At 37.8% G+C, this 24,060-nt stretch carries 24 protein-coding genes and 1 riboswitch; of the genes, 22 read left to right on the forward strand and 2 right to left on the reverse strand.

The features are described from left to right. The first annotated feature begins 21 nt into the window (after window positions 1-21). Both rpmF and AC3B5S_RS07815 read left to right on the forward strand, forming a co-directional pair. The gene (gene rpmF, locus AC3B5S_RS07810; RefSeq protein WP_489757898.1) at window positions 22-204 is read left to right on the forward strand and encodes a 50S ribosomal protein L32; all 183 of its coding nucleotides are present in this window, start codon (window positions 22-24) and stop codon (window positions 202-204) included. A gap of 65 nt (window positions 205-269) precedes the next feature. Next, the gene (locus AC3B5S_RS07815) at window positions 270-983 is read left to right on the forward strand and encodes a hypothetical protein (RefSeq protein ID WP_489757899.1); all 714 of its coding nucleotides are present in this window, start codon (window positions 270-272) and stop codon (window positions 981-983) included. A gap of 68 nt (window positions 984-1,051) precedes the next feature. Here the strand turns inward: AC3B5S_RS07815 and AC3B5S_RS07820 are convergent, their stop codons facing one another. Next, window positions 1,052-1,237: a YjzD family protein gene (locus AC3B5S_RS07820; RefSeq protein WP_489757900.1), complete on the reverse strand. Its 186-nt coding sequence runs from the start codon at window positions 1,235-1,237 to the stop codon at window positions 1,052-1,054. 106 nt (window positions 1,238-1,343) lie between these two features. Here AC3B5S_RS07820 and dnaE point away from each other — a divergent pair, with 106 nt between their 5' ends. The 20 genes from dnaE to AC3B5S_RS07920 all read left to right on the forward strand — a co-directional run bounded on the left by dnaE (window position 1,344) and on the right by AC3B5S_RS07920 (window position 23,395). Next, on the forward strand, window positions 1,344-4,646 hold the full coding sequence (gene dnaE / locus AC3B5S_RS07825) for a DNA polymerase III subunit alpha (RefSeq protein WP_489790319.1): 3,303 nt from the start codon (window positions 1,344-1,346) through the stop codon (window positions 4,644-4,646). A gap of 86 nt (window positions 4,647-4,732) precedes the next feature. Then, window positions 4,733-5,692, forward strand: coding sequence for a 6-phosphofructokinase (gene pfkA, locus AC3B5S_RS07830; protein ID WP_489757902.1), 960 nt, complete (start codon window positions 4,733-4,735; stop codon window positions 5,690-5,692). A gap of 55 nt (window positions 5,693-5,747) precedes the next feature. Next, complete coding sequence (pyk, locus tag AC3B5S_RS07835; protein WP_489757903.1) at window positions 5,748-7,517, forward strand: pyruvate kinase; 1,770 nt, start codon at window positions 5,748-5,750, stop codon at window positions 7,515-7,517. 131 nt (window positions 7,518-7,648) lie between these two features. Further along, window positions 7,649-8,110, forward strand: a complete 462-nt coding sequence (locus AC3B5S_RS07840) for a DUF441 domain-containing protein (protein ID WP_489757904.1) — start codon at window positions 7,649-7,651, stop codon at window positions 8,108-8,110. 14 nt (window positions 8,111-8,124) lie between these two features. After that, window positions 8,125-8,985, forward strand: coding sequence for a CvfB family protein (locus tag AC3B5S_RS07845; protein ID WP_489757905.1), 861 nt, complete (start codon window positions 8,125-8,127; stop codon window positions 8,983-8,985). Between the two features lie 6 nt (window positions 8,986-8,991). After that, the gene (locus AC3B5S_RS07850) at window positions 8,992-9,348 is read left to right on the forward strand and encodes an N-acetyltransferase (RefSeq protein WP_489757906.1); all 357 of its coding nucleotides are present in this window, start codon (window positions 8,992-8,994) and stop codon (window positions 9,346-9,348) included. A 105-nt stretch (window positions 9,349-9,453) separates the two neighbouring features. Further along, complete coding sequence (locus AC3B5S_RS07855; protein ID WP_489790320.1) at window positions 9,454-10,179, forward strand: segregation and condensation protein A; 726 nt, start codon at window positions 9,454-9,456, stop codon at window positions 10,177-10,179. 6 nt (window positions 10,180-10,185) lie between these two features. Continuing rightward, the gene (scpB, locus tag AC3B5S_RS07860; RefSeq protein ID WP_489790321.1) at window positions 10,186-10,755 is read left to right on the forward strand and encodes an SMC-Scp complex subunit ScpB; all 570 of its coding nucleotides are present in this window, start codon (window positions 10,186-10,188) and stop codon (window positions 10,753-10,755) included. After that, on the forward strand, window positions 10,752-11,474 hold the full coding sequence (locus AC3B5S_RS07865; RefSeq protein WP_489757909.1) for a pseudouridine synthase: 723 nt from the start codon (window positions 10,752-10,754) through the stop codon (window positions 11,472-11,474). The genes scpB and AC3B5S_RS07865 overlap by 4 nt, the downstream gene beginning before the upstream one ends. Before the next feature lie 4 nt (window positions 11,475-11,478). Further along, window positions 11,479-11,596, forward strand: a riboswitch (FMN riboswitch). Between the two features lie 56 nt (window positions 11,597-11,652). Further along, window positions 11,653-12,192: an ECF transporter S component gene (locus AC3B5S_RS07870; RefSeq protein ID WP_489757910.1), complete on the forward strand. Its 540-nt coding sequence runs from the start codon at window positions 11,653-11,655 to the stop codon at window positions 12,190-12,192. Between the two features lie 82 nt (window positions 12,193-12,274). Beyond that, the gene (locus AC3B5S_RS07875; RefSeq protein WP_489790322.1) at window positions 12,275-12,955 is read left to right on the forward strand and encodes a LysM peptidoglycan-binding domain-containing protein; all 681 of its coding nucleotides are present in this window, start codon (window positions 12,275-12,277) and stop codon (window positions 12,953-12,955) included. A gap of 196 nt (window positions 12,956-13,151) precedes the next feature. Further along, window positions 13,152-13,817, forward strand: coding sequence for a (d)CMP kinase (gene cmk, locus AC3B5S_RS07880; RefSeq protein WP_489757912.1), 666 nt, complete (start codon window positions 13,152-13,154; stop codon window positions 13,815-13,817). A gap of 71 nt (window positions 13,818-13,888) precedes the next feature. Then, window positions 13,889-15,088, forward strand: a complete 1,200-nt coding sequence (gene rpsA, locus AC3B5S_RS07885; RefSeq protein WP_489775427.1) for a 30S ribosomal protein S1 — start codon at window positions 13,889-13,891, stop codon at window positions 15,086-15,088. Window positions 15,089-15,161: 73 nt separating this feature from the next. Continuing rightward, on the forward strand, window positions 15,162-16,475 hold the full coding sequence (gene der / locus AC3B5S_RS07890; RefSeq protein WP_489775426.1) for a ribosome biogenesis GTPase Der: 1,314 nt from the start codon (window positions 15,162-15,164) through the stop codon (window positions 16,473-16,475). 179 nt (window positions 16,476-16,654) lie between these two features. Continuing rightward, window positions 16,655-16,930, forward strand: a complete 276-nt coding sequence (locus AC3B5S_RS07895; protein ID WP_489757915.1) for an HU family DNA-binding protein — start codon at window positions 16,655-16,657, stop codon at window positions 16,928-16,930. Window positions 16,931-17,556: 626 nt separating this feature from the next. Continuing rightward, window positions 17,557-18,828 (forward strand): tetratricopeptide repeat protein, encoded by a 1,272-nt coding sequence (locus AC3B5S_RS07900; RefSeq protein ID WP_489790323.1) that lies wholly within the window; start codon window positions 17,557-17,559, stop codon window positions 18,826-18,828. Then, window positions 18,818-20,029 carry a CCA tRNA nucleotidyltransferase gene (locus tag AC3B5S_RS07905; RefSeq protein ID WP_489790324.1) on the forward strand — a complete coding sequence of 404 codons (1,212 nt, stop codon included), beginning with the start codon at window positions 18,818-18,820 and terminating at the stop codon, window positions 20,027-20,029. Before AC3B5S_RS07900 ends, AC3B5S_RS07905 begins: the two co-directional genes overlap by 11 nt. A gap of 3 nt (window positions 20,030-20,032) precedes the next feature. Next, a complete protein-coding gene (locus AC3B5S_RS07910) occupies window positions 20,033-21,913 on the forward strand; it encodes an ABC-F family ATP-binding cassette domain-containing protein (RefSeq protein ID WP_489757918.1) in 1,881 nt (626 codons plus the stop codon). After that, a complete protein-coding gene (locus AC3B5S_RS07915; protein ID WP_489757919.1) occupies window positions 21,913-22,872 on the forward strand; it encodes a thymidylate synthase in 960 nt (319 codons plus the stop codon). The genes AC3B5S_RS07910 and AC3B5S_RS07915 overlap by 1 nt, the downstream gene beginning before the upstream one ends. Window positions 22,873-22,882: 10 nt before the next feature. Further along, window positions 22,883-23,395 carry a dihydrofolate reductase gene (locus tag AC3B5S_RS07920; RefSeq protein WP_489757920.1) on the forward strand — a complete coding sequence of 171 codons (513 nt, stop codon included), beginning with the start codon at window positions 22,883-22,885 and terminating at the stop codon, window positions 23,393-23,395. Here AC3B5S_RS07920 and trhA read toward each other — a convergent pair. Next, the gene (gene trhA, locus AC3B5S_RS07925; protein ID WP_489757921.1) at window positions 23,380-24,042 is read right to left on the reverse strand and encodes a PAQR family membrane homeostasis protein TrhA; all 663 of its coding nucleotides are present in this window, start codon (window positions 24,040-24,042) and stop codon (window positions 23,380-23,382) included. The genes AC3B5S_RS07920 and trhA overlap by 16 nt on opposite strands. Between the last annotated feature and the right edge of the window lie 18 nt (window positions 24,043-24,060).

Below are 24,060 nucleotides of genomic sequence, written 5' to 3' on the forward strand. Positions count from 1 at the left end.
ATCAAAGGAGAGTTATTAAATATGGCAGTTCCAGCAAGAAAAACTTCTAAACAAAAGAAGCGCCAACGTCGGGGTCATATCAAGTTGAGTCAACCTAATATTCAATTTGATCCCACGACTGGTGAATATCGTATGAACCATCATGTTTCACCAAAAGGTTATTACAAAGGCAAACAAGTAGTAACAAGTAATCAAGCAAATTAATTATAATTATTTCAAGGCAGATTAATTCGGTTAGTCTGTCTTAAATTTTATTCAGGTGATAATTCATGAAAAGATGGTTATGGCTCATTATTCTTCCCTTGTTATTAGGCTTAACTGCCTGTTCTAATCATAATTATCTCAAAACTAGTCGGGAAAGTTACCCGGTAAATGTGATGCAAGCCACGATTAAAGGTCACGTTCCTCGACAAGCTAAAATTAGTTACCGTGTAGGGACTCAAAGTTCTTGGCATGCAGTAACTAATCAACAAGGTAATTTTGTGATTAACGTCTGGGGCACTAAACACCAACAAAAAGTAACATTGCGTAGTCGCTTACAGGGACAAACAGTGACTAAACAAGTACCTGTTCAAGCAATGAAATCTTTGGGAAATTATGCGCAGTTTGCTCAAAAATATAATATGATGATGCGTCAAAGGGTGTTACCACTAACAATGACCAATACGATTACTGATCTGCTCCACACGCCACAGCAAACATTGCGGGCTAGTGTCCAAGATCAACAATTAATGGGGTTGACCTTAATTGCACCCTTGCAAAACTTGAAAAAGCCCAAAGATTTGCAATCATTGGTACAATCGTTAATGATTATCTGTACTTTATCAGGGGCTAATGGCCGTCAAGTATTGAAACAAATGCAACATGAATTAACAAAAACGCGTAGTCAACAAACTACTTTTAAGGCCATTCATTCGCAACATCGGGTATTAAAAATGGCATTGTCACAAAAGCAAGTCTATTTTTACCTAACGGCTGAATAGTTAACTAGCTGGCAATGTACTGGAACTAAGTTAGTTAATCCATAAAAAAAGAGTAACTTAATCAAAAGTTACTCTTTTTTAGCTTTCGAAGGTGAATCTAACGCAGCCGTTAAAATCCAGAAAAGAATCGTAAATACAATAGAAATAATTAAGGCGGTCATCGGTTGGTATTGGGTGCTAGTTAAAGCTGCTCCCATATAACCTAAGATTTGTCCGTAGATTAAAATCCAAAATAAACTAGTGAAATATCTCATCTTATTCATCTCACTTTCATAATTGGATTTTACCACAAAATTCACTTTATTTGCGTGAAAACTCATGGAAATTTAAGATAAAATAGTTAAAGAGGTGAACTGGCTAATGACAACGCAGTTGCAAGTTTTAAGTAGCTATTCTTTATTACAAAGTACCATTCGCTTGCCACAATTAATTCAGCAAGCAAAACAATTGGGATATCAATCAGTTGCTCTAACAGATGTTAACGTGACCTATGGTTTGGTAGACTTTTATCGGTTAGCTAAGCAAAATCATTTACGCCCGCTATTAGGGATGACGTTGTTAATTCCCGGGTTATTAGATCAAGAAAATGATTATCCACTAATTGTGCTTGCCAAAAATGTTCGTGGATATCATAATTTATTAAAATTATCTACGCAAATTCAGACACAAACGACGGCGCTAGATTTAACACAATTTTCCTCATTATTAACGGATTTAGTCTTAATTGTTCCTCAGGGGCGCAGTGAATTAGAAGTTTTATTAACGCGCCATCAACAACAAGCACCCGAATATTTACAACGGTTACAGCAAATCAAACCCCATGATTTGTATGTTGGTTTAGATTTACGTAATTTTACAACAGAGCAAATTAATTTACGGCAGCGGTTAAGTCAACTACAAAATTTGGCTTGTGTGATTTTAGATGATGTTCAATACTTGCAACCCCAAGATGCTTTTAGTCAAGAGGTATTGCAGCATGTAGCAACAGGAGATAAGTTGACGACGACAACTAATACGCAAGATCATTCGTTACGTTCAGCCCAAGCTTGTCAAAAGCAATGCCTTAATTTGAATTTACAAACAGCTTGGCAGCAAACTTTAGCATTAGCACAAGAATGTCAAGTCGAATTACAGTTTCAACGCACCCAGTTACCTCATTTTGCCACGCCAAAACATTTAACTGCTGCTCAATATTTAACTGAGCTAGCGCGAGCAGGATTAAAACAGTATTTTGCGCCCCAATCCATTCCAAAGAATTATCAGCAGCGGTTAGCATATGAATTACGAGTTATTAACCAAATGGGTTACGCGGATTATTTTTTGATTGTTCGAGATGTTGTGCAAAAAGCACATCAATTGCAGATTCTAACCGGACCAGGGCGGGGCTCAGCAGCTAGTTCGTTAGTCAGTTTTGCTTTACAAATTACCCAAATTGATCCTTTAAAATATGATTTATTATTTGAACGCTTTTTAAACCCAGAACGCGTTGATATGCCAGATATTGATTTGGATATTCCTGATAATCGCCGGGAAGAACTAGTGCAGTATATGCAGCAAAAATATGGTCAAGAACACATGGCGCAAATCATCACGTTTGGTACTTTTGCAGCTAAACAGGCCTTAAGAGATGTAGGACGTGTAATGGGATTGAGTCAGGTTGAATTAAAGCGCTGGTCTCAAGCAATTCCGCAGCAATTGGGGATTAAATTGGCTACAGCTTATCAACAATCTTCAGCGTTACGGACTTTGGTGGGACAATCTAGTCAAAATCAAACTCTATTCCAGGTAGCACAGCAAATTGAAGGCTTACCACGACATTTTTCAACCCATGCTGCGGGAATTGTCTTGAGTCAACAACCATTAACGGACACCGTCGCTTTACAAGCGGGGGGAAGTGAAGGTACTTGGTTAACTCAGCAAACGAAGGGTAATGTGGAAGCTTTAGGACTTTTAAAAATTGATTTTTTAGGTTTACGTAATCTGACAATTTTGGCGCAAGCTTTAGAATTAGTTCAGCAATCTCAACAAGTCACAATTGCCCCCATGCAAATTCCATTGAATGATCCAGACACTTTGCAACTTTTTAAAACGGCCCAAACAGACGGTATCTTTCAATTTGAATCGCGCGGCATTCGTTCGGTTTTACGCCAATTAAAACCTGATGATTTTGCTGATATTGTGGCAGTTAATGCTTTGTATCGTCCTGGTCCCATGCAAAATATTGCCCATTTTATAGCGCGCAAACATCATCAAGAACCTATTACTTATCCTGATGATTCCTTGAAAGAAATTTTACGACCCACTTATGGTATTTTGATTTATCAAGAACAGGTTATGCAAGTGGTAGCGCAAATGGCCGGTTTTAGCTTGGCCCAAGCGGATTTATTACGCCGTGCTATTGCCAAAAAAGATAGCCAAATTATGCAACAACAGCGGCAACAATTTATCCAACAAGCCGTGAGTCGCGGTCATCAATTAAAAAATGCACAGCAAGTTTTTGAATATATAGAAAAGTTTGCTAATTACGGTTTTAATAAAGCTCATTCGGTAGCGTATAGTCAATTAGCTTATACGTTGGCTTATTTAAAGGTTCATTATCCGCAGGCTTTTTTTGCAGCTTTATTAAACGCTAATTTGAATAGTGATAAAACTATCATTTATTTACAAGATTTACGACAACAAAAGATTAAACTGCTCAGCCCCGATATTAATTTAAGTACCCTCAATTTTACGATTGAACAGCAGAGTTTACGTTTTGGGTTATTGTTTATTAAACACGTTCGTCGTGATTTTTTGCAAAATATTTTGCAAGTTCGACAACAAGGTCAATTTACAAGTCTGTTAGATTTTGTCAAACGAATTGATGAACGTTTTCGCAATGTAGAACTGATTACGCCGTTGATTAAAAGTGGTTGTTTTGACCGCTTACATGAAAATCGCAGACAAATTGTTGACCAGTTACCGGATCTCTTGGAAAGCTTACATTTGGCGCATAATAGTATTTCTTTGTTTGATGTTTTAAAACCCAAAGCTAAAAAAATTCCAGATTATAGTCATTTGGAAAAATTGGATCAGGAACAACAATATTTAGGTAGTTACATTTCGGGACATCCGGTTGATAAATACCAGACTTTAAAGTGGCTGTATCCCATTGTTTCTAGCCAACAATTGGTCGTTGGTCAAACGGCCAATATTTTGCTATTTATTCAGAATATTAAAGTGATTCGAACTAAAAAAGGGCAACAAATGGCTTTTGTAACCGGAAGCGATCAGTTAGGAACTCTTAAAGTGACGGTCTTTCCCCGCACTTTTCAAACGATAGATTTAATTAAAAATCAGGTGTATCTAATGCGGGTGAAAGTTACCACCGATCAGCAGCAACGCCCAGAATTAATCGCTGATAAAATATTCAAAGCAGCTCCGTTATTAAAAAAGGTGCCGCCACATCGCGTTTTTGTTAAATTTCAGAAAAAAGATCCAAAACATATTAAAAAATTAATGACTTTAACCCAAAAATATCCCGGAGAGACGCCAGTAATTGCTTGTTTTTCTGAAAATAGTGAAAATTTTTTATTGAATCGAAAATATTGGATTAAATACGATGAACAAAGCCGCAATTCGTTAATTCAGGCCTTCGGCAAAACTAATTGTAGTTATCAATAAAGCAACTTTTCTGGAAAGTAGTACTGTTTTTTTTCGAAAATAATGGTATATTTTGTATGTAGTTTCATTAACTGTGAGGTGTGATGATGAAAAAAATTGGTGTCATGACTAGTGGTGGCGATGCGCCCGGAATGAATGCCGCTATTCGTGCGGTAGCGCGGCGAGCAATGTCACTAGGCTTTGAAGTGTACGGGATTAATTATGGTTATGCTGGATTAGTCGCTGGTGATATTTTTAAGATGGAACGTTCTGACGTTGGTGATATTATTACGCGGGGCGGTACTATGCTGTATTCTGCTCGTTATCCAGAGTTTGCTCAAGTTGAAGGCCAACTTAAAGGAATTGAGCAATTGAAGAAGTTTGGTATTGATGCGCTAGTGGTTATCGGCGGTGATGGTTCTTATCACGGTGCTTTGCGTTTAACCGAGCATGGCTATAATGCGGTTGGGTTACCAGGAACCATTGATAACGATATTCCGTATACTGATTTTACAATTGGGTTTGATACTGCGGTTAATACTGTAGTGGAATCCATTGATAAAATTCGTGATACTGCGGCTAGTCATGAACGAACTTTTGTGATTGAAGTGATGGGCCGTGGTGCTGGTGATATTGCCTTGTGGGCTGGTGTTGCTGGTGGTGCTGATGAGATTATTATTCCCGAAAAAGAATTCGATATTGCCCAAATTGCGCAAAATATTCAAGCTTTACGGGCGCGTGGCAAAAAGCACACAATTATTGTGCTGGCTGAAGGAGTCATGCATGCCGATGAATTTATGGAGCAATTAAAACAATATGGTGATTTTGATGCTCGAAGTACAGTCTTAGGTCATGTCCAACGTGGTGGTTCCCCGACAGCTCGTGATCGCGTACTTGCTAGCAAAATGGGAGCTTATGCGGTTGATTTGTTGGCTGAAGGTAAAGGCGGAATTGCTATTGGTACAGAAAATAATCAATTAACCTATCATCCAATGACCGATTTATTTGACGAAAAACATCAACCAGATTTAAGCTTATACGGTATAAACAAGTCTTTAGCTAAGTAATATTTTCTGGTATGCTAATTAAGTTGTGTGATTAATTTATTTGAGGAGAAAATTAATGAAAAGAACTAAAATTGTTAGTACTTTAGGACCTGCAAGTAACGATGTTGAAACAATTTCTAAATTGATTGAAGCAGGTGCTAATGTCTTTCGCTTTAACTTTTCTCATGGTGACCATGAAGAACATTTGTCACGGATGAAAATGGTTAAAGAAGCTGAAAAGTTAACTGGTAAAATCGTTGGTATTATGTTAGATACTAAAGGTGCAGAAATTCGGACGACTGTTCAAGAAGGCGGTAAGTTTGAAGCTCATACTGGTGATGTAATTCGCGTTTCGATGGATCCTGATTTTACAGGTAATCCTGAAAAAATTGCAGTGACTTATCCTGGTTTATATGATGACACTCATGTTGGTGGTCACGTCTTAATCGATGATGGTTTGGTTGATTTAAAGATTACTGAAAAAGACGAAGCTCATAAAGAATTAGTTACTGTTGTACAAAATGATGGTGTTATTGGTTCTAAGAAGGGTGTTAATGCGCCTGGCGTGGAAATTCGCTTACCAGGTATTACCGAAAAAGATACTGATGATATCAACTTCGGTTTAGATCACAACATTAACTACATCTCTGCTAGTTTTGTACGGAAAGCTCAAGATGTGTTAGACATTCGTGAATTATTAGAAGCTAAGCATCAAGAACAAGTTCAAATTTTCCCTAAAATTGAATCACAAGAAGGTATTGATAACATTGATGAAATCTTAAAGGTTTCTGATGGTTTGATGGTTGCTCGTGGTGATATGGGTGTGGAAATTCCATTTGAAAACGTCCCATTTGTTCAAAAAGATTTAATCAAAAAGTGCAATGCTTTAGGTAAGCCGGTTATTACTGCTACACAAATGTTAGACTCGATGCAAGAAAATCCACGTCCTACACGGGCTGAAGTTACTGATGTTGCCAATGCTGTGTTAGATGGTACTGATGCCACAATGTTATCTGGTGAAAGTGCTAATGGTGATTATCCTGTGCAAGCTGTTGATGCTATGAGCCGCATTGATGTACGGACACAAGAACAACTTGATGGTGCCAATACTTTAGCTTTACAACGTTTTGAAGAATATAAGGGTTCTAACGCAACAGAATCCATTGGTGAATCTGTAGTGCGGACAGCCCAAGAATTAGGTATCAAGACGATTGTTACAGCTACTAATTCTGGTTATACAGCACGGATGATTTCTAAATATCGTCCAAGTGCGGATATTTTAGCCGTTACTTTTGATGAAAAAGTTCAACGTGGTTTGACAGTTAACTGGGGTGTTTATCCAGTTGTTGCAGATCGTCCAGAAAACACAGATGAAATGTTTGACTTAGCAGCGCAAAAAGCTCAAGAATTAGGCTTTGCTAAGGAAGGCGATTTGATTTTAATTGTTGCCGGTGTGCCAGTTGGCGAAAGTGGTACAACTAATTTGATGAAAGTTCAATTAATTGGTTCTAACTTAGTCAAAGGCCAAGGCGTTGGTGATGAAACAGTAATTGGTAAAGTAACTGTTGCCCATAGTGCTCAAGAAGCTATTGATAAAATGAGTGATCAAGATATCTTGGTTGTCGAAAATACTGATAAAGACTATTTCCCAGCTATTGAAAAAGCTAGTGCCTTAGTGGTAGAAAATGGTGGTTTAACATCTAATGCTGCAGTCGTGGGAATTGCTTTAAGTATTCCAGTTATTGTTGGTGCTCAAGATGCTACTAAGTTAATTAAAGATGATGAAGTTATTACTGTTGATTCACGTCGTGGTAATGTTTACCGTGGTGCTTCGAACTCACTTTAAAGTTCAATTAATTAATTAGTAAAAAAGTAGGATTAATTTCCTGCTTTTTATTTTGCCTTCAAATTGTCACTAAGAGTCGCCAAGCAAGAAAGACGATTATATGGTAAGATGTTGAATATTGAGGAGATTTTATGGAGAGTTGGTTATTTTTAGCTATTATCTTAGTAGTAGCTTTTTTAAGCAAAAATAATTCATTATTAATTGCTACATTAGTGGTATTAATTTTAAAAGCTTTACCGCAAACGGGGCATTTACTGGGTGTGATTCGTTCACAAGGAATTAATTGGGGGGTCACTGTCATTTCGGTTGCCATTTTGGTTCCGATAGCCACTGGAGAAGTGGGTTTTCGTGATTTGATTAATGCTTTTAAGTCACCTGCAGGTTATGTAGCTGTGCTTTGTGGAATTCTCGTTGCTATTTTGTCCGCTAAGGGTGTTCACTTACTGTCGGCGTCTCCAGAAATGACGGTGGCGTTAGTTTTCGGTACGATTGTGGGAGTGGTCGTTTTTAAAGGTATTGCTGCTGGCCCAGTTATTGCTTCAGGCATTGCATATTGTATTTTAACGGTGTTAGCGAATATTGGAATTAAATAAAATGAGGTGCTAACTTGGAATTACAAGATTTATTAGGAACTATTCAAACTGGTCAAGTCATTGACCAAAATCAAAATGCTTATTTTGTCTCAATTGCAGGACAAACTTTTCAGACACCTAAAGAACAGGTTGAAAAACCGGTTGATAATTTACAAGGTTATCTGTATGAAAATAAGGCCCACAAATTAATTTTAACGCCACAAATTCCCACTGTTGGTGTAGGGAGTTTTGGTTGGGGCGAAGTAGTTGATGTGCGGACTGACTTAGGAGTATTTGTGAATATTGGCTTGCCCGACAAAGACTTAGTCGTGTCATTAGATGATTTACCAGAACTCAAAAAATTGTGGCCGCAAAAAGGTGATCGCTTATTATTAAGTGTAAAAGTTGATCGCAAAAATCGCATGTGGGGCAAGTTGGCTGATGCTAATATTTTTCAACAAATTAGTCGCCGCGCTAATCAAAATTTACAAAATAAAAATGTTCAAGCTACTGTTTATCGTCTTAAGATGAGTGGCACCTTTGTTTTGACTAATGATTATCATTTGGGCTTTATTCATCCTAGTCAACGAGAAGTAGAACCTCGTTTAGGTCAGGTAGTTAAAGCGCGCGTCATTGGTAGTAGTTTTGATCATTTAAATTTATCACTGAAACCGCGGGCTTATGAAGAGATTGGTGATGATGCGGCTATGGTTTTGGCTGTGTTAAAGCATCAACCTAATTTTGATTTGCCATATAACGATAAGAGTGATCCCCAAGAGATTAAACGCTATTTTGGTATTAGCAAGAGCAGTTTTAAGCGGGCTTTGGGGCATTTGTTAAAGCAACAGTTAATTGAACAAACTGCTACAGGAATTGTTCTTAAAAATAAAGAGTAGACACTTATGTTAGTTAAGTATAGTCATAATTATCAAAAAATTGCGATGGGCTTTTTATCGTATATGCCAGAGTTGAAAGATTTAGATCATGTGCGTATGGAATTGCAATTATATAATGACAATCAACAGCATCAATTGTTTTTGTATAAACCTCAACAAAATACGGATTTTATTGGGGCGGTAGCATTAGAAGTGCAGCCACAAATTATTTTGGTGCGTTATATTTCGTTGAGTCCCGCCGAGCGTTCACAACAGATAATGTTTCAGATTTTGGATGAAGTTCAGGAATATTATCCAGATGATAAAATTATGGGCAGTATAGAACTAACACCACTAATCATACGCTGGCAAAAAAATAGCTGAATGCTGCGGGATTGTTAATGCTAAGGCCATTTCATGGCGTACTACTTGAGCTTTTAGATCATTAATTGCTTTGCTCCGGTATCAAAAAATATTAGGTGGTCAGTAGTGGAACAACTAGAGTTAATTTTAACTGATTTTCAGGGTCCCCTGGATTTGTTATTACATTTAATTAAAAAATCACAAATTAATATTTACGATATTCCGATTGCCGCAGTGACGCAACAATATTTAGATTATCTGCATCGAATGCAATCTTTGCAGTTGGATATTGCGGGTGATTATTTGGTTATGGCGGCGACCTTGATGCGGATTAAAAGTCAATTATTATTGCCGCAAACTCCGGCGTTTGATGATGATTTGGCAGAGGATGTAGTTGACCCTAGAACAGATTTGGTCGCTCAATTATTGACTTATCAAGCTTATCAGGCGACTGCTCAAGATTTACAGGAATTAGAACAGCAACGTCGGCAGTTGTATAGTCGCCCTCCAAGCACAGTTGCGGCTCCGCATCAGCGGAGTTTGCGACCAGGAACTTATTTTGGTAATGACTTAGCATTATGTTTGGTTAAATTATTAGATCGGTTGCAGCAACAAACTGATTTGGCGCAATTGCCGTTTTTAGAAACTATTTCGGTGACGCAAGCGCAAGAGCAAATTATGCAACAATTGCAGCAGAAACACCAATTAACTTTTCAGCAATTGTTGCAACAGAGTGCTCAGGTTGAAGAAGTAGTTACCAAATTTATGGGCTTATTGGAATTAGTTAAAGATCAAACGGTTTTAGTCACACAAATTGATTATCAAAGTGATATTTTGGTAAAGTTGAGGTAAAAATAAGTGCAGCAAGAATTAATCGTCTTGTTATTTGTCGCGGGTGAGCAGGGTTTATCCTTGCAGGATTTAGCCACTTTATTAAACAAAGACTTAGCTAGTGTGCGGCAACAATTGGCCAACTTAACTGAAGTCTTAGAGACTACTGACCAGTATCCTTTGATAATTAAGCAATTTGGTGAGCAGTATCAGTTATTAACCAAAGCTAAATATCATGATTTGTTAGATCAATATTGGCAGACTGAGCAAGCTAATAAGTTGAGTACTGCTGCACTAGAAGTTGTAGCAATCATTGCTTATCAGCAACCGGTCACACGCATTGAAATCGATGAGATCCGTGGTGTGAAAAATAGTAGTGCGACTTTACAAACATTGCTTGTCCGGCAACTAATCAAAGTAACAGGCCATAAAGATGCCCCCGGACGTCCCATGATGTATGGTACTACGAAGGAATTTTTAAATTACTTTGGATTAACATCATTGGCAGATTTACCACCCTTAGCGGCATTTCAAGAACAAAATTTGGATCAGCAAGGAAATGTTGATTTATTTTCAAAAAAGGATAGAGACGAATGAAACAGACAGAACGATTACAAAAATTGATTGCCAATGCGGGGGTTACTTCGCGCCGGAAAGCAGAAGATTTAATTACGGCGGGGAGAGTGCAAGTTAATGGCAAAGTAATTCGCGAGTTAGGGAGTAAATTTTCCACACACGACTTGATTGAGGTCGATGGCGTAGCGATTGAAAAACGGCCCAAAGTCTATTTATTATTTTATAAGCCACGCGGGGTGATTTCATCGGTTCATGATGAAAAGGGACGCAAAGTAGTAACGGATTATTTTAAAGATATTATTGATACGAGAATTTATCCAGTAGGACGTTTGGATTATGATACTTCCGGTTTATTACTAATGACGAATGATGGCGATCTAACCAACCATTTATTACATCCAAGTAATCAAGTTAATAAGGTTTATATTGCTAAATTGTCTGGAATTGTAACTTCTCAAGCGTTAGAACAATTACGACATGGAGTTAAGATCAAGGGCCGTAAGACTGCTCCAGCCAAATCGGAAATTATGAGTATTGATCGTCAACGGCAAACTTCACTAGTAAAACTAGTGATCCACGAAGGCATGAATCATCAAGTTAAGGAAATGTTTAAACAAGTCGGCTTTAATGTGGTAAAATTAAGACGAGAGCAAGTTGGATTCTTAACGTTAGATGGTCTAGTATCTGGCGACTGGCGCTTTTTGACGCAAGATGAAGTCAAAGCTCTTAAAAAATTATAATAAATATCGTTTTCAAGGCAAGGTGAAATTCCTGACCGGCGGTGATAGCCCGCAACCCAGCAATGGTGGATTTGGTGTAATTCCAAAAGCCGATGGTATAGTCCAGATGATAGAAAACGCAAGATCATTATTTAATGATCTCATTTGCCTTGCAACGATTTGTTGGAGGTCTTTTTTTATGGAAAGAAGTAAGTTAGCGCACAATAAAGTCATTGGTGGTGCTTTATTAACCGCTTTGGCAACTTTAGTAATGTATATTGAAATTCCATTGATTCCAGGCTTTTCTTTTTTGAAAATGGATGTTAGTGATGTTGTGGTGTTATTGGCCTTTGGTCTTTATGGAATGTCGACCGGAACGTTAGTAGCTTTTTGTAAAGTATTATTACATTGGGTGTTAATGGGAATGAATGTGGCTAGTTTAATTGGTGATTTTTCATCACTCTTGTCTAGCTTGGCATTTATTATTCCGATTGTTTTGTTACTGCGTAACGATCATGCTAATTGGTTAGCTTACGGTTGTGGAACTTTGAGTTTAACTATTGTGCTGTCTTTGGCTAACTACTTTATTTTAATGCCCTTATATATGACCGTTCTGAATTTTCATATCGGAATGCCGGTGGCAAAATACGTATTATTTGGGGTTGTGCCATTTAATTTAGTTAAAGGTGTTATTAATTCGATTTTGAGCATTTTATTAACTAGACGTTTAAAATTTTGATAAAAAAATCTTCAGTTTTTTCTTTTTTAATGAAATTTATCCATTTAACTGGTAAACTTAATAGTTATTAGAGGTGAGATTAATGAGCGATAAAAAACCTAAACTTTGGGAAGCAACATTTGGAGATTCTGCTGATCAAAAAGATACATCATCTGTGACAGACTCTACAACGCCAGAAACTTCTGCAGAGTATTCACGGGTTCAACGTAAAGAAACTCAAAAAAGTAATAAGGTTTTGGTTTGGTCATTAGTGATCGTGCTACTGGCAATTATGTGTTTGCCAATTGTTTGGTCGGCTGTTTCAGCCGGTCATCAAAAGACGGCAGTTGATAGTACTAGTCAAGTGGCAGTTAGTTCGAAGCCTAAAAGTACTGCAACTCATAAAAAAGCAAAAAAGCAAAAAGCTAAAAAAGTAGCATCGCATTTGAATCAGTCGACCAATAAAAAATCTGAATCTCCATCTGATAAGACTGCTAAGGAAACTACAACTAATCAGTCGGAAACTACTAATACACAACAAAGTCCAACGAATAATACCGCTGCAGCTGATAATAATACTGCTGAGCAGGCTAATACTAATCAGCAAGCAACTACGGCAGCAAGTTCTTCGGCAACTAATTCTTCTTATTATGTTGTACAAGCTCATGATAATGCTTATCGAATTGCACTGAATCATGGGATGACAACTCAGCAGTTATACCAATTAAATGGAATGTCTAGTAACACCGTGTTACGACCAGGGATGCGCTTGCGTGTTCACTAAATTTTGAGAGGCTGGGAGCAAAAGTCATCAAGTAGTTGAATGAAATTTTTAAGTCTAAAACTGAACGAAAGACTTTAAAATCGTTAGACTCAAACTGCTGACTTTTGAAACACAATAATGACTGAATGTTCATTTTGTTAGATGAGTATGAGTCTTATTGGCCCAACCTCTTTTACTGTTTATTAGGAGTGCTTAAATGCAAATAGCTATTGATGGACCAGCTTCTGCTGGTAAAAGTACAATTGCAAAAGCAGTTGCACAAAAATTAAATTTTTTATATGTTGATACGGGAGCCATGTATCGCGCAGCCACTTGGTTAGCAACGCAATTGCAGCTTGATTACGGTGCTGAAGCTGCAATTGTTCAAGCGTTGCAAGCCAATCCAGTTACTTTTCGATTAGAAAATCAACAACAGTTAGTTTACGCCGGTCAAGAAGATGTCACGGCGGCGATTCGGACACCAATCATTGCGCAAAATGTTTCACAAGTTTCGGCATTACAAGGGGTACGGACATTGTTAGTACAACAACAACGAGCATTGGCACAAAACAACGATGTAGTCATGGATGGCCGAGATATTGGGACTGTGGTCTTACCCCACGCACAAGTTAAAATTTTTATGACAGCGAGTGTTCAAGAACGTGCACAGCGGCGTTATCAAGAAAATTTAACTCGTAAAATTACCACACCTTTAGCCCAAATTGAAGAAGAGATTACGCAACGTGATTATAAAGACTCTCATCGAAGTATTTCACCATTAATTCAGGCGAAAGATGCGCAAATTCTTGATACGACTGGCTTGAACATTGATCAAGTTATTGACAAAGCACTGCAAATTATTCAAATAAAATTAAAGAATTAATTAATAGCACTGGTAATTGAAGTGATTTTACATTAAGATAGATTTCGAACGATGGCGAGGAGGATGTAAAAATGGCTGAAGAGAATAACAGCATAAATCCCATGGAGCAAGCGCTTGATAGTTTTGATCAAGTACAAATTGGCGATGTGGTTACCGCGGAGGTATTATCAGTTGAAGACAATCAACTGGTTGTAGGTATTGATAATTCTGGAGTTGAAGGAGTTGTCCCACTGCGTGAACTAACTGCAGATCGGAAGGCTGATATTCATAAGCTGGCACAAGTTGGCGATAAATTAGAATTATTAGTCGTGCGGCATTCTGCGAGTGACAAAGAAGACGGTAGTTTTATTTTATCTCAACGCCGTATTGAAAATCAAAAAGCCTACGCTAAAATGGCTGATTTGATGAATCAAGATACTACAGTTCAAGGAAAAGTTACCGGAACTGTCAAAAGTGGTTTGTTAGTTGAAGTTGACGGTTTGCGTGGTTTCATTCCGGCTTCGATGATTTCAGATCATTTTGTTCGTGATTTAAAGCCTTACGTTGGCCAAACTTTAGATTTGAAAATTATTGAAGTGCAACCAGCTAAGAATCGCTTTGTTTTATCACATAAAGAAATTGCAGCTCAAGAAAAGAAGCAACGTGAAGCTGAAGTTATGGAACGAATCTTACCAGGTGATATTATCGAAGCTAAGGTTTCTCGTTTAACTAATTTTGGCGCCTTTATTGATTTAGGCGGTATGGACGGCTTAGTTCATGTTTCACAAATTTCTTATGAACGAGTTAATCAGCCAGCTGATGTTTTAGAAGTTGGGCAAGAGGTTAAAGTTAAAGTTTTAGATGTTGATAAAGAACGTGGACGAATTTCTTTGTCTATTAAAGCTGCACAACCAGGACCTTGGGAAAGTGTTTCCGAAAAGATTGCCGTTGGTGATGAAATCGACGGTGTCGTCAAACGCTTGACTGATTTTGGCGCCTTTGTTGAAGTCTTACCAGGGGTTGAAGGATTAGTTCATGTTTCCCAAATTTCTTGGAATCATGTCGATAAGCCAGCTGATGTTTTACAAGTTGGTCAACAAGTTCACATGAAAGTCTTAAATGTCGATCCAGAGCAAAAGCGTTTAGGTCTGTCAATTAAAGAATTAACGGAAAATCCGCATGCTAAAAAAGAAGCTGAATCTCAAGAAGAAGAGATTGATTACACTTTGCCTGATGAAGAACGTGGTTTTGCTTTAGGTGATATTGTGGATGATGAAAATTCTCAAAATTAATCAAACTTATTGTGCAAAAGCTGACTCTTTGGAGCCAGTTTTTTTGATTAAATAATTTTAAGAAGGTGAAAATATGGCAATGCCAGTAGTAGCATTAGTTGGACGCCCTAACGTTGGAAAATCTACCTTGTTTAATCGAATTGCAAGTGAACGAATCGCTATTGTTGAAGATACTCCTGGAGTAACTCGCGATCGGATTTATACGCATGCTGAATGGCTAAATAAACAATTTACGGTGATTGATACAGGCGGAATTACTTTAGAAGATACAACGCTCAATCAAGAAATTAAAAGCCAAGCAGAAATTGCCATCGACGAAGCTGATGTCATTGTGATGGTTGTTGATGGTCGGGTGGGCGTCGTTAAAGAAGATGAAACGGTAGCTCATATCTTGTTTCAAGCTAAGAAGCCCGTCGTTTTAGCAGTTAATAAGGCCGATAATTTAGAGCAGCGTCAAGATATTTATGAATTTTATACGTTAGGTTTAGGTGAACCATTCCCCGTTTCCGGAGTTCATGGTACAGGTTTGGGAGATTTATTAGATCAAGTGGTTCAAAGTTTTCCTGATGACCAATTAGTTGATGAAGATCCTGCTATTAAATTTAGCTTTATTGGACGACCGAATGTCGGTAAGTCGTCATTAGTTAATGCCATTTTAGGCGAACGGCGTGTAATTGTTTCCAATATGGAAGGGACGACACGTGATTCGATTGATACCAGTTTTGTGGATGATGAAGGCCAATTGTATACGATGATTGATACTGCGGGCATTCGTAAACGTGGTAAAGTATATGAAAACACGGAAAAGTATTCAGTGATGCGGGCTATGCGCGCGATTGATCGTAGTGATGTAGTCGTTATGGTGATTGATGGCGAGCAAGGGATTCGTGAGCAAGATAAACGAGTTGCTGGTTTAGCGCACGAAGCTGGTCGTGGGGTCATTATTGCGGTTAATAAGTGGGATGCTGTCCAACATAAAGATCAAAAAACGATGCAAGAATTTACAGATTATTTGCGCCAAGAATTTCGATATTTAAATTATGCACCAATTGTTTTTGTGTCAGCACTGAAAAACCAACGCTTAGATCAAATTGTTGAACTAGTAACGGCAGTTTATGAAAACCAAAATCGGCGGATTCAATCGTCATTGCTGAATGATTTATTGTTAAAAGCTACTGCAATTGCGCCAGCACCAACTGTGAAAAATAAACGTTTGCGGCTATATTATTTGACGCAAGTTGCGGTTAATCCACCAACCTTTGTCGCTTTTGTGAATGATCCGGAGCTCTTTCATTTCTCGTATGAGCGCTTTATTGTAAATCAGTTACGGGAAATGTTTGATTTTACTGGTACGCCGATTAAGATCATTGCGCGAATGCGGAAATAGACTGTTTTGGTGGATTTAAATAAAATTTTTATTAAGAATTACAAAAGTTCGTAAAAAAATGTGATTATTCCTTGCTAGCTTGGGAATCTTATGATAATTTGTTAAAGAATGATGGTGTGGTAGTCGTCATTTTGATTAAGTAATGATCACTTCATTGCTTCACGGAGGTGAAAAAAATTATGGCAAATAAAGCAGAATTAATTCAAAATGTAGCTGAAAAAACTGGTTTAACTAAGAAGGATTCTACTGCTGCAGTTGATGCAGTTTTCAGTTCTATCCAAGAAAGTTTAGTTAAGGGCGAAAAAGTTCAATTAATTGGTTTTGGTAATTTTGAAGTTCGTCATCGTGCTGCTCGTAAGGGTCGCAACCCACAAACGAATGAAGAAATCACAATTCCTGCTAGTGATGTTCCTGCCTTCAAACCAGGTAAGACATTAAAAGACGCAGTTAAATAATTTTTTAAAAGATTGTTTATCACGGGCGATTATAATATTTGTTATAATCGTCTTAGCTTACATAAGGAAATTGTTCTGGGAAAATGTGCTTAACCGCTGGTCAGCTAATTAAGTCCGCTTTTCCCAACTATTATTTATTTGCCGGTATAATTGATAAGGATGCAACTAGCCTGAAATAGAAGTTAGGACAAAAGTAGATGAGAAGTTGCGTACTAACGATATTCCAGATTAAAGTCTGAACTTTAATTTTCGAATTGTATAAAGTTGGATACGAGCTACTGACTTTGGGAATATTATCAAAAGAAAATGTTCGTCTCAATTGACGCCAAATTCTTTGGGTCCTAGTTTCTTGAAGGTTCATGCGACAATACTAAATCTAAAAGTTATTAAAAAATTAGTCATTAAAACTGACTTTTGGAAATTACTGATTAAGTAGTTTTTTCAGAGGATTTTATATAACTTGGGAGTTTTTAAATACTTTAGTGATTGTTGTGCTAGTCGTACCCTTATTTTTTTGGATCAAAAGTGTCAAATTGATTTAGAAAATATTTTATGACAGATGTAATACTGGTAAGTCTCTTAATTTGTGTTATCTTGAAATTAACGGAATTAAAGGAGTATTTTAAATGACATATAGCAAACAGGCGGTGGCGGCTTTACAACAAGGTGATTTTGACCATGGACAGTCACTGTTAAAACAAGCTTTACAGCGTGATTCTGTAGATGATTTGTATGAAGCGGCACAACAGCTACAGCAGTCAGGATTAGTGGATAGTGCAATTGTAGTTTACCGCTCCTTGTTAAAACAATTGCCTCAGGAGGATATTCTAAAAGTTAATTTGGCAGAGACGCTGATTTCTAATGATGAAGTTGATGAAGCAACCAATTTGTTGGCACAAATTCAGGCAGATTCACCGGCTTATGTCGCATCATTAATGGTTAGTGCGGATCTTTATCAAACCTTAGGTCTTTATGAGGTTAGTGAGCAAAAATTGCAACAAGCATTAAAATTAGCACCACAGGAACAAGTGATTCAATTTGCGTTAGCGGAATTATATTTTAACGAAAATCAATTTCAACAAGCAGCTGATTATTATGAGCAGTTAATTGATCAAGATGTTTTCGAATTTTCAGGAATTTCACTGTACCAACGCTTAGCTGCAGCGCAAGTGGGACTAGGTGATTATGAAGCGGCGGAGGCCAGTTATCAACAAACCACACCCGAATTTTTAAATGCGGATAATCTATATAATTATGCTAATCTGGAATTAGAATTAAAACATTATCAACAAGCACAGACTTTAATTGAACAATTATTACAACTAGCACCGGATTATACTTCAGGTTATATTTTGGAAAGTCGCTTAAATTTGGCCCAGAATCAGCCAGCTGCGGCATTTAAAGCAGCTCAGCAAGGATTGAGCTATGATCCTTATAGTGAATTGTTATATGAATTGGTAGCTACCAGTGCACAACGACTAGGTGATTTAGATCCAGCAGTGACTTTATTAAAACAAGGTTTGAAGATGTTAGATGCGCCAACTAGTTTAATTTTAGCTTTGAGTCAAATTTATTTATTAAAAAATGAACACCAAGCAAATTTGAATTTATTGGACCAATATGCAGATCAGTTGCGTGATGATGGACAAGCACAATGGAACCGGGCCCGCTCCTTGAGCGCTCTCGAACAAATTTCGGCCGCCCAAACGGCTTTTTTGAGTGTTTATGATCAATTTAAGGATAATCCTAATTATTTAAAGGACTTGATTACTTTATTACGGAAAAGTTCAGCTCCAGATTTGCTGAAAAATGCTGTTCATAATTATCTAAAATTAGTACCTAACGATTGGGAAATGAATGAGTTGGAACAGGAGTTGAATTTAAACAATGAGAATTGAACATTTTCCGACTGCGATTGCAGCAGCAATTCCTGTTTTAGAGCAAATTAATGCGGCTGGCTTTGAGGCTTACTTTGTTGGTGGTTGTGTCCGTGACATGTTATTACAACGTCCGATTCATGATGTGGACTTGGCGACTAGTGCCTATCCGGCAGAAATCAAAGCTATTTTTAACCATACTGCAGATACCGGGATTGATCATGGAACAGTGACCGTCATTACTGCTCATCAAACTTATGAAATTACCACTTTTCGGACTGAATCGGGGTATCAAGATTATCGTCGTCCTGATCATGTAGAGTTTGTGCGGTCTTTAAAACAAGATTTAAAACGCCGCGATTTTACGATCAATGCATTAGCTATGACGACTCAAGGTCAGATTATTGACTTATTTGGGGGAGTAGCTGATTTACAACACCGCCGGATTAAAGCCGTTGGCAATCCTCAAGAACGTTTTCACGAAGATGCTTTGCGCATGCTTCGCGCGGTCCGCTTTCAAGCACAGCTCGACTTTACAATCGATGCTGCGACACAAGCAGGGATTGCAGCTAATGCGAATTTATTGTCTAAAATTGCGGTTGAACGAATTCGCGATGAGTGGCTGAAATTAATGCAAGCACCGTGTTGGCAAGTCGGTTTAGAAACGATGCTACAAACACAATTGAATCGGTATTGTCCACAACTGGCTGATGCTCAAGTATCCGAATTATTAACGTTAGATGCCCAGCTAAATTTACAAAATCAAACGCAAGTTTGGACTTTATTGGGCTGGCAATGGCAGCTGGATAAAGCCCAATTGTTACAATTTTTGAAAGCTTGGAAATTGGCGAATGCTGTTATTAAAGTCACCATGAAGAGCGTGCAATTATTGCAACAATTACCACAACTAACGACTTGGGATATTTACCAGGCTCAAAAACCAGTGGTCCAAAATTGTTGCCAATTGTTGGGCTTGTTAAATCAAAAAGATCAAGCACAGCAATTGGCAGCAGTTTATCAACAATTGCCCATTAAAAGTAGTCATGATTTGGCAGTGGACGGACAATTGCTCATGCAAGAATTAAACTTGAAACCGGGGCCAAAGATTGGTCAAGATTTATTGTGGATTCAGCAACAAATTGTAAGTCGACAATTAGCTAACCAGCAACAAGAAATACTCAAAGCTTTACGACAACGTGATGCTCAGATTAAAGGTGATTAAGTTATGAAAATGTTTAGTGTCAATAATTTGCAACAATCATTTGGAGCACGAACTTTATTTAAGCAAGTTAATTTTAAAATTCAACAACCGGATCGCATTGGCTTGTTAGGATTAAACGGGGTTGGTAAAACGACGCTACTTAATTCTTTGGTTGATGAAACTTTACTCAAGCAAGGTGTGATTGACCATCCGCGCGATTATCAAATTAGCTACTTGAAGCAGAATCCGTATTTAGATCCGCAAAAAACGGTGTTAGAGGCCATTTTACAGGGGGACGAACCCTTGTATGTCAGTGTGCGGCAATACGAAGCAGCATTAAGTCAATATAGTAGAGATAGCGATAATCCCCAAGTTGCGCAGAACTTTTTTCAAGCACAAGAACAAATGGATCGCATTGATGGTTGGGAGTTTCAAGCAACTGTCGAAACGATTTTGACGAAATTAGGCATTACTGAATTTAATCAACGAATTCAAGAATTGTCGGGTGGTCAGGTGCGCCGAGTCAGTTTAGCGCAAATTTTAGTTTCTGATTCTGATTTATTAATCTTAGATGAACCGACTAATCACTTGGATGAAACAGCTATCAGCTGGCTAGCTAATTTTTTAAATAATTATGCTGGTGCTGTGATTTTCGTGACCCATGACCGCTACTTTTTAAACTTAGTTGCTAATCGTATTTTTGAATTAAGTAATCAAACATTACAAGAATATAGTGGTAATTATGAAGACTATTTACAAAAGCGGGCCCAAAATGAGGCCACTTTAGCAGCAACGAGACAACACCAGCAGAATTTATACCGCCATGAATTAAAATGGATTCGGGCTGGGGTTCAGGCCCGAGGAACCAAACAAAATGCCCGTGTGGAGCGGTTTAAAGAACTAAGTCAAACTTTAAAAAATCAATCTCAGTTTTCAGAGCAACAACTCAATATTGATATACAACACCAACGCTTGGGTAAAGATGTATTCGAATTAAAACAAGCACAATTGGCATTTGGCCAACAAGTCTTATTACAAGATTTAACATTAAGAATTAATTCTGGTGAGCATGTAGGAATTATTGGCGCTAACGGTGCCGGAAAAACCACTTTTTTGAATGTTTTGGCAGGTCGCCAGCAGTTAACAAAGGGTCAATTAAATGTTGGTCAAACAGTTAAAATTGGTTATTATACGCAACAAGTAGAACAAATGGACCCAAGCCAACGAGTAATTACTTATCTAGAATCTATTGGCCAAAATGTGGCTAACAGTGAGGGCGATAAGATGTCAGCTTCACAATTACTGGAACAATTTTTATTTTCTCCTAAACAGCAGGGGGCGTTTATTCGTGACTTATCCGGCGGTGAACAACGGCGGCTATATCTGTTAGCCATTCTCATTCAACAACCGAATGTTTTATTGTTTGATGAACCAACTAATAATTTGGATATTGAAACCATGACAATTCTGGAAGATTATTTAACCCAGTTTAGTGGTAGTGTCATTACGGTTTCGCATGATCGTTATTTTTTGGACAAAATTACTGATGATTTATTAATTTTCCACGGTCACGGTCAAGTGCAGCGTTATTGGGGTTCTTATTCACAATATTTAACAAGTAATCAAACTAAAGCGAAGAAAGCCGCGTCAAATAAAGCGGCTGCGCCGCAAGTCAAAACAGCGCCAACTAATAAATTAACTTATGCGCAACAATTGGAATTAAAAGATCTAGAGCCTAAAATCACTCGGTTAGAACAACAAAAAGCGCATTTAGAACAGTTAATGAGTACGGAAGGTAATAATTATCAAGAAATTTTGAAGCATCAAACAGAACTGACTGAGGTTAAACAGCAATTAGATATGGCGAGTGATCGGTGGTTAGAATTAGCAGAGAGGGATAACTAATGGCAACAACTAAAAATGAAGAACAGTATTTACAGTTGTTACACACGGTTTTAACGACGGGGCAATTTAAGACGGATCGCACTCAGACCGGAACTTATAGTTTGTTTGGTTACCAAATGAAGTTTGATTTACAAGATAGTTTCCCCCTGTTAACGACTAAAAAAGTCCCTTTTGGTTTGATTAAATCGGAATTATTATGGTTTTTACGGGGTGATAGTAATATTAAGTATTTATTACAACATAATAACCATATTTGGGATGAATGGGCTTTTCAAAAATATGTCCAAAGTTCTGCTTACCAAGGTCCCGATATGACAGACTTTGGGCACCGAGCATTACAAGATGCGCAGTTCAATCAGGAATATCAACGACAAAAGCAATTGTTTTGCCAACAAATTTTACAAGATGATCAGTTTGCGCAAAAATTTGGTGACTTGGGTAATGTCTATGGGAAACAGTGGCGTCATTGGCAAGCTGACGGACAAGAAATTGATCAAATTGCCCAGGTGATTGAACAAATTCAAACGAATCCTGATTCTCGCCGACTAATTGTGACAGCTTGGAATCCGGCAGAATTAAAAAACATGGCTCTTCCTCCTTGCCACACCTTGTTTCAGTTTTATGTTAACGATGGTTATTTGTCGTGCCAGTTATATCAACGGAGTGCAGATTTGTTTTTGGGTGTGCCGTTTAATATTGCCAGTTATGCGTTATTAACACAATTAATTGCCCAAGTAACTCATTTAAAACCGGGAAAATTGATTCATACCTTGGGTGACGCCCATATTTATCAAAATCATTTAGCCCAAGTTAAATTGCAACTACAACGTCAACCAACGGCGGGACCGCAACTGGTTTTAGATCCGCAAATAACGAGTATTGATCAGTTAACGTTGCAACAAATTAACGTACAAAATTATCATCCCCAGTCCAGTATTTCGGCCCCCGTGGCTGTTTAAGGAGTAAAGCATGCTAGCATATATTTGGGCCGAAGATCAAAATCACTTAATTGGCCAAAACGGGCATTTGCCGTGGCAGTTACCAGCAGATTTACATTATTTAAAACAAACAACGCTACACAGTACAATCGTGATGGGTTCTAAAACTTTGCGTAGTTTTCCTCATGCGCGACCTTTGCCAGAACGGAGAAATATCGTTTTGACACATTTTCCTGAGCAATTTTCGCAAACAGCCGACTTAACCGTGGCGACCTCGCAAAGGGAAATTGAGCAGTTAATTAGTCACGATGAGCGGGTATTTATCTTTGGAGGACCAGCTTTATTTACTATGTTTGCCCAGCAAGTTCAACGTTTATATGTAACTAAAATCGCCGCACAATTTAGCGGCGATACGTGGATGATTCCCATTGATTACCAACAATTTCAACTCATTAAGCGACAAACTGGTCAAGTTGATGACCAAAATCTTTGGGCTCATGAATTTTTAGTTTATCAACGGCGAGATCATTATAAAAATAAATAAACTGAGAAAAACATCAAAGTGGTACCCAGCATCACAAAGATGTGCCAAATAACGTGAATGTATTTAATACCCCGCATTGTATACAGTAAAGCGCCAATAGTGAAGGCAATTCCTCCAAAAAACAGGAGCAAAATTCCAGTAGTACCTAAGGAATGATGTAGGGGCTTCATGGCTAAAATGACTAACCATCCCATGATAACGTACAGGCTAGTATCAATGATAGGGTGCGCGCCCAAGTTAAAAATTTTGTAAATGATACCACCAATAGTAATGATCCAAATAGTACTTAATAAAACAATATTAAATGGTGCGGGGATTCCGAGTAGACAAAAAGGTGTGTAAGTCCCCGCAATTAATAAGAAGATAGAACTGTGGTCTAGAATCTGAAAAATGTGTTGAGCTTTAGTAAAGTAAAGACTATGAAAAAGTGTTGAACAAAGATACAAAAAAATAAGTGTACAGCTATAAATTAAGTAGGCGCTCAAAGTTTTAGCCATGGGGTGCTGATGGACAGCTTTAATAATTAATAATACAGTACCGGCGATCGCCAGTAGTAGACCGATTCCGTGAGTAATGGCACTGAAGATTTCGTTAGTAATTCGGTAAATTTTCGAAGTTTTTTGAGGTTTGGCAAAAATATTGGTCAAGACAAGCGCTCCTTTAAT

The sequence above is a fragment of the Bombilactobacillus sp. ESL1094 genome (genome assembly GCF_058107425.1).

What these genes read in the sequence shown, in the direction of transcription:
- rpsA (WP_489775427.1), top strand. Translation starts at nt 13,889, where the DNA reads ATGGCTGAAGAGAATAACAGCATAAATCCCATGGAGCAAGCGCTTGAT.
- AC3B5S_RS07915 (WP_489757919.1), top strand. Translation starts at nt 21,913, where the DNA reads ATGGCAACAACTAAAAATGAAGAACAGTATTTACAGTTGTTACACACG.
- cmk (WP_489757912.1), top strand. Translation starts at nt 13,152, where the DNA reads ATGCAAATAGCTATTGATGGACCAGCTTCTGCTGGTAAAAGTACAATT.
- AC3B5S_RS07905 (WP_489790324.1), top strand. Translation starts at nt 18,818, where the DNA reads ATGAGAATTGAACATTTTCCGACTGCGATTGCAGCAGCAATTCCTGTT.
- AC3B5S_RS07920 (WP_489757920.1), top strand. Translation starts at nt 22,883, where the DNA reads ATGCTAGCATATATTTGGGCCGAAGATCAAAATCACTTAATTGGCCAA.
- pyk (WP_489757903.1), top strand. Translation starts at nt 5,748, where the DNA reads ATGAAAAGAACTAAAATTGTTAGTACTTTAGGACCTGCAAGTAACGAT.
- AC3B5S_RS07910 (WP_489757918.1), top strand. Translation starts at nt 20,033, where the DNA reads ATGAAAATGTTTAGTGTCAATAATTTGCAACAATCATTTGGAGCACGA.
- AC3B5S_RS07840 (WP_489757904.1), top strand. Translation starts at nt 7,649, where the DNA reads ATGGAGAGTTGGTTATTTTTAGCTATTATCTTAGTAGTAGCTTTTTTA.
- AC3B5S_RS07820 (WP_489757900.1), bottom strand. Translation starts at nt 1,237, where the DNA reads ATGAGATATTTCACTAGTTTATTTTGGATTTTAATCTACGGACAAATC.
- AC3B5S_RS07865 (WP_489757909.1), top strand. Translation starts at nt 10,752, where the DNA reads ATGAAACAGACAGAACGATTACAAAAATTGATTGCCAATGCGGGGGTT.
- AC3B5S_RS07815 (WP_489757899.1), top strand. Translation starts at nt 270, where the DNA reads ATGAAAAGATGGTTATGGCTCATTATTCTTCCCTTGTTATTAGGCTTA.
- der (WP_489775426.1), top strand. Translation starts at nt 15,162, where the DNA reads ATGGCAATGCCAGTAGTAGCATTAGTTGGACGCCCTAACGTTGGAAAA.
- rpmF (WP_489757898.1), top strand. Translation starts at nt 22, where the DNA reads ATGGCAGTTCCAGCAAGAAAAACTTCTAAACAAAAGAAGCGCCAACGT.
- dnaE (WP_489790319.1), top strand. Translation starts at nt 1,344, where the DNA reads ATGACAACGCAGTTGCAAGTTTTAAGTAGCTATTCTTTATTACAAAGT.
- AC3B5S_RS07870 (WP_489757910.1), top strand. Translation starts at nt 11,653, where the DNA reads ATGGAAAGAAGTAAGTTAGCGCACAATAAAGTCATTGGTGGTGCTTTA.
- AC3B5S_RS07850 (WP_489757906.1), top strand. Translation starts at nt 8,992, where the DNA reads ATGTTAGTTAAGTATAGTCATAATTATCAAAAAATTGCGATGGGCTTT.
- AC3B5S_RS07895 (WP_489757915.1), top strand. Translation starts at nt 16,655, where the DNA reads ATGGCAAATAAAGCAGAATTAATTCAAAATGTAGCTGAAAAAACTGGT.
- pfkA (WP_489757902.1), top strand. Translation starts at nt 4,733, where the DNA reads ATGAAAAAAATTGGTGTCATGACTAGTGGTGGCGATGCGCCCGGAATG.
- AC3B5S_RS07875 (WP_489790322.1), top strand. Translation starts at nt 12,275, where the DNA reads ATGAGCGATAAAAAACCTAAACTTTGGGAAGCAACATTTGGAGATTCT.
- AC3B5S_RS07900 (WP_489790323.1), top strand. Translation starts at nt 17,557, where the DNA reads ATGACATATAGCAAACAGGCGGTGGCGGCTTTACAACAAGGTGATTTT.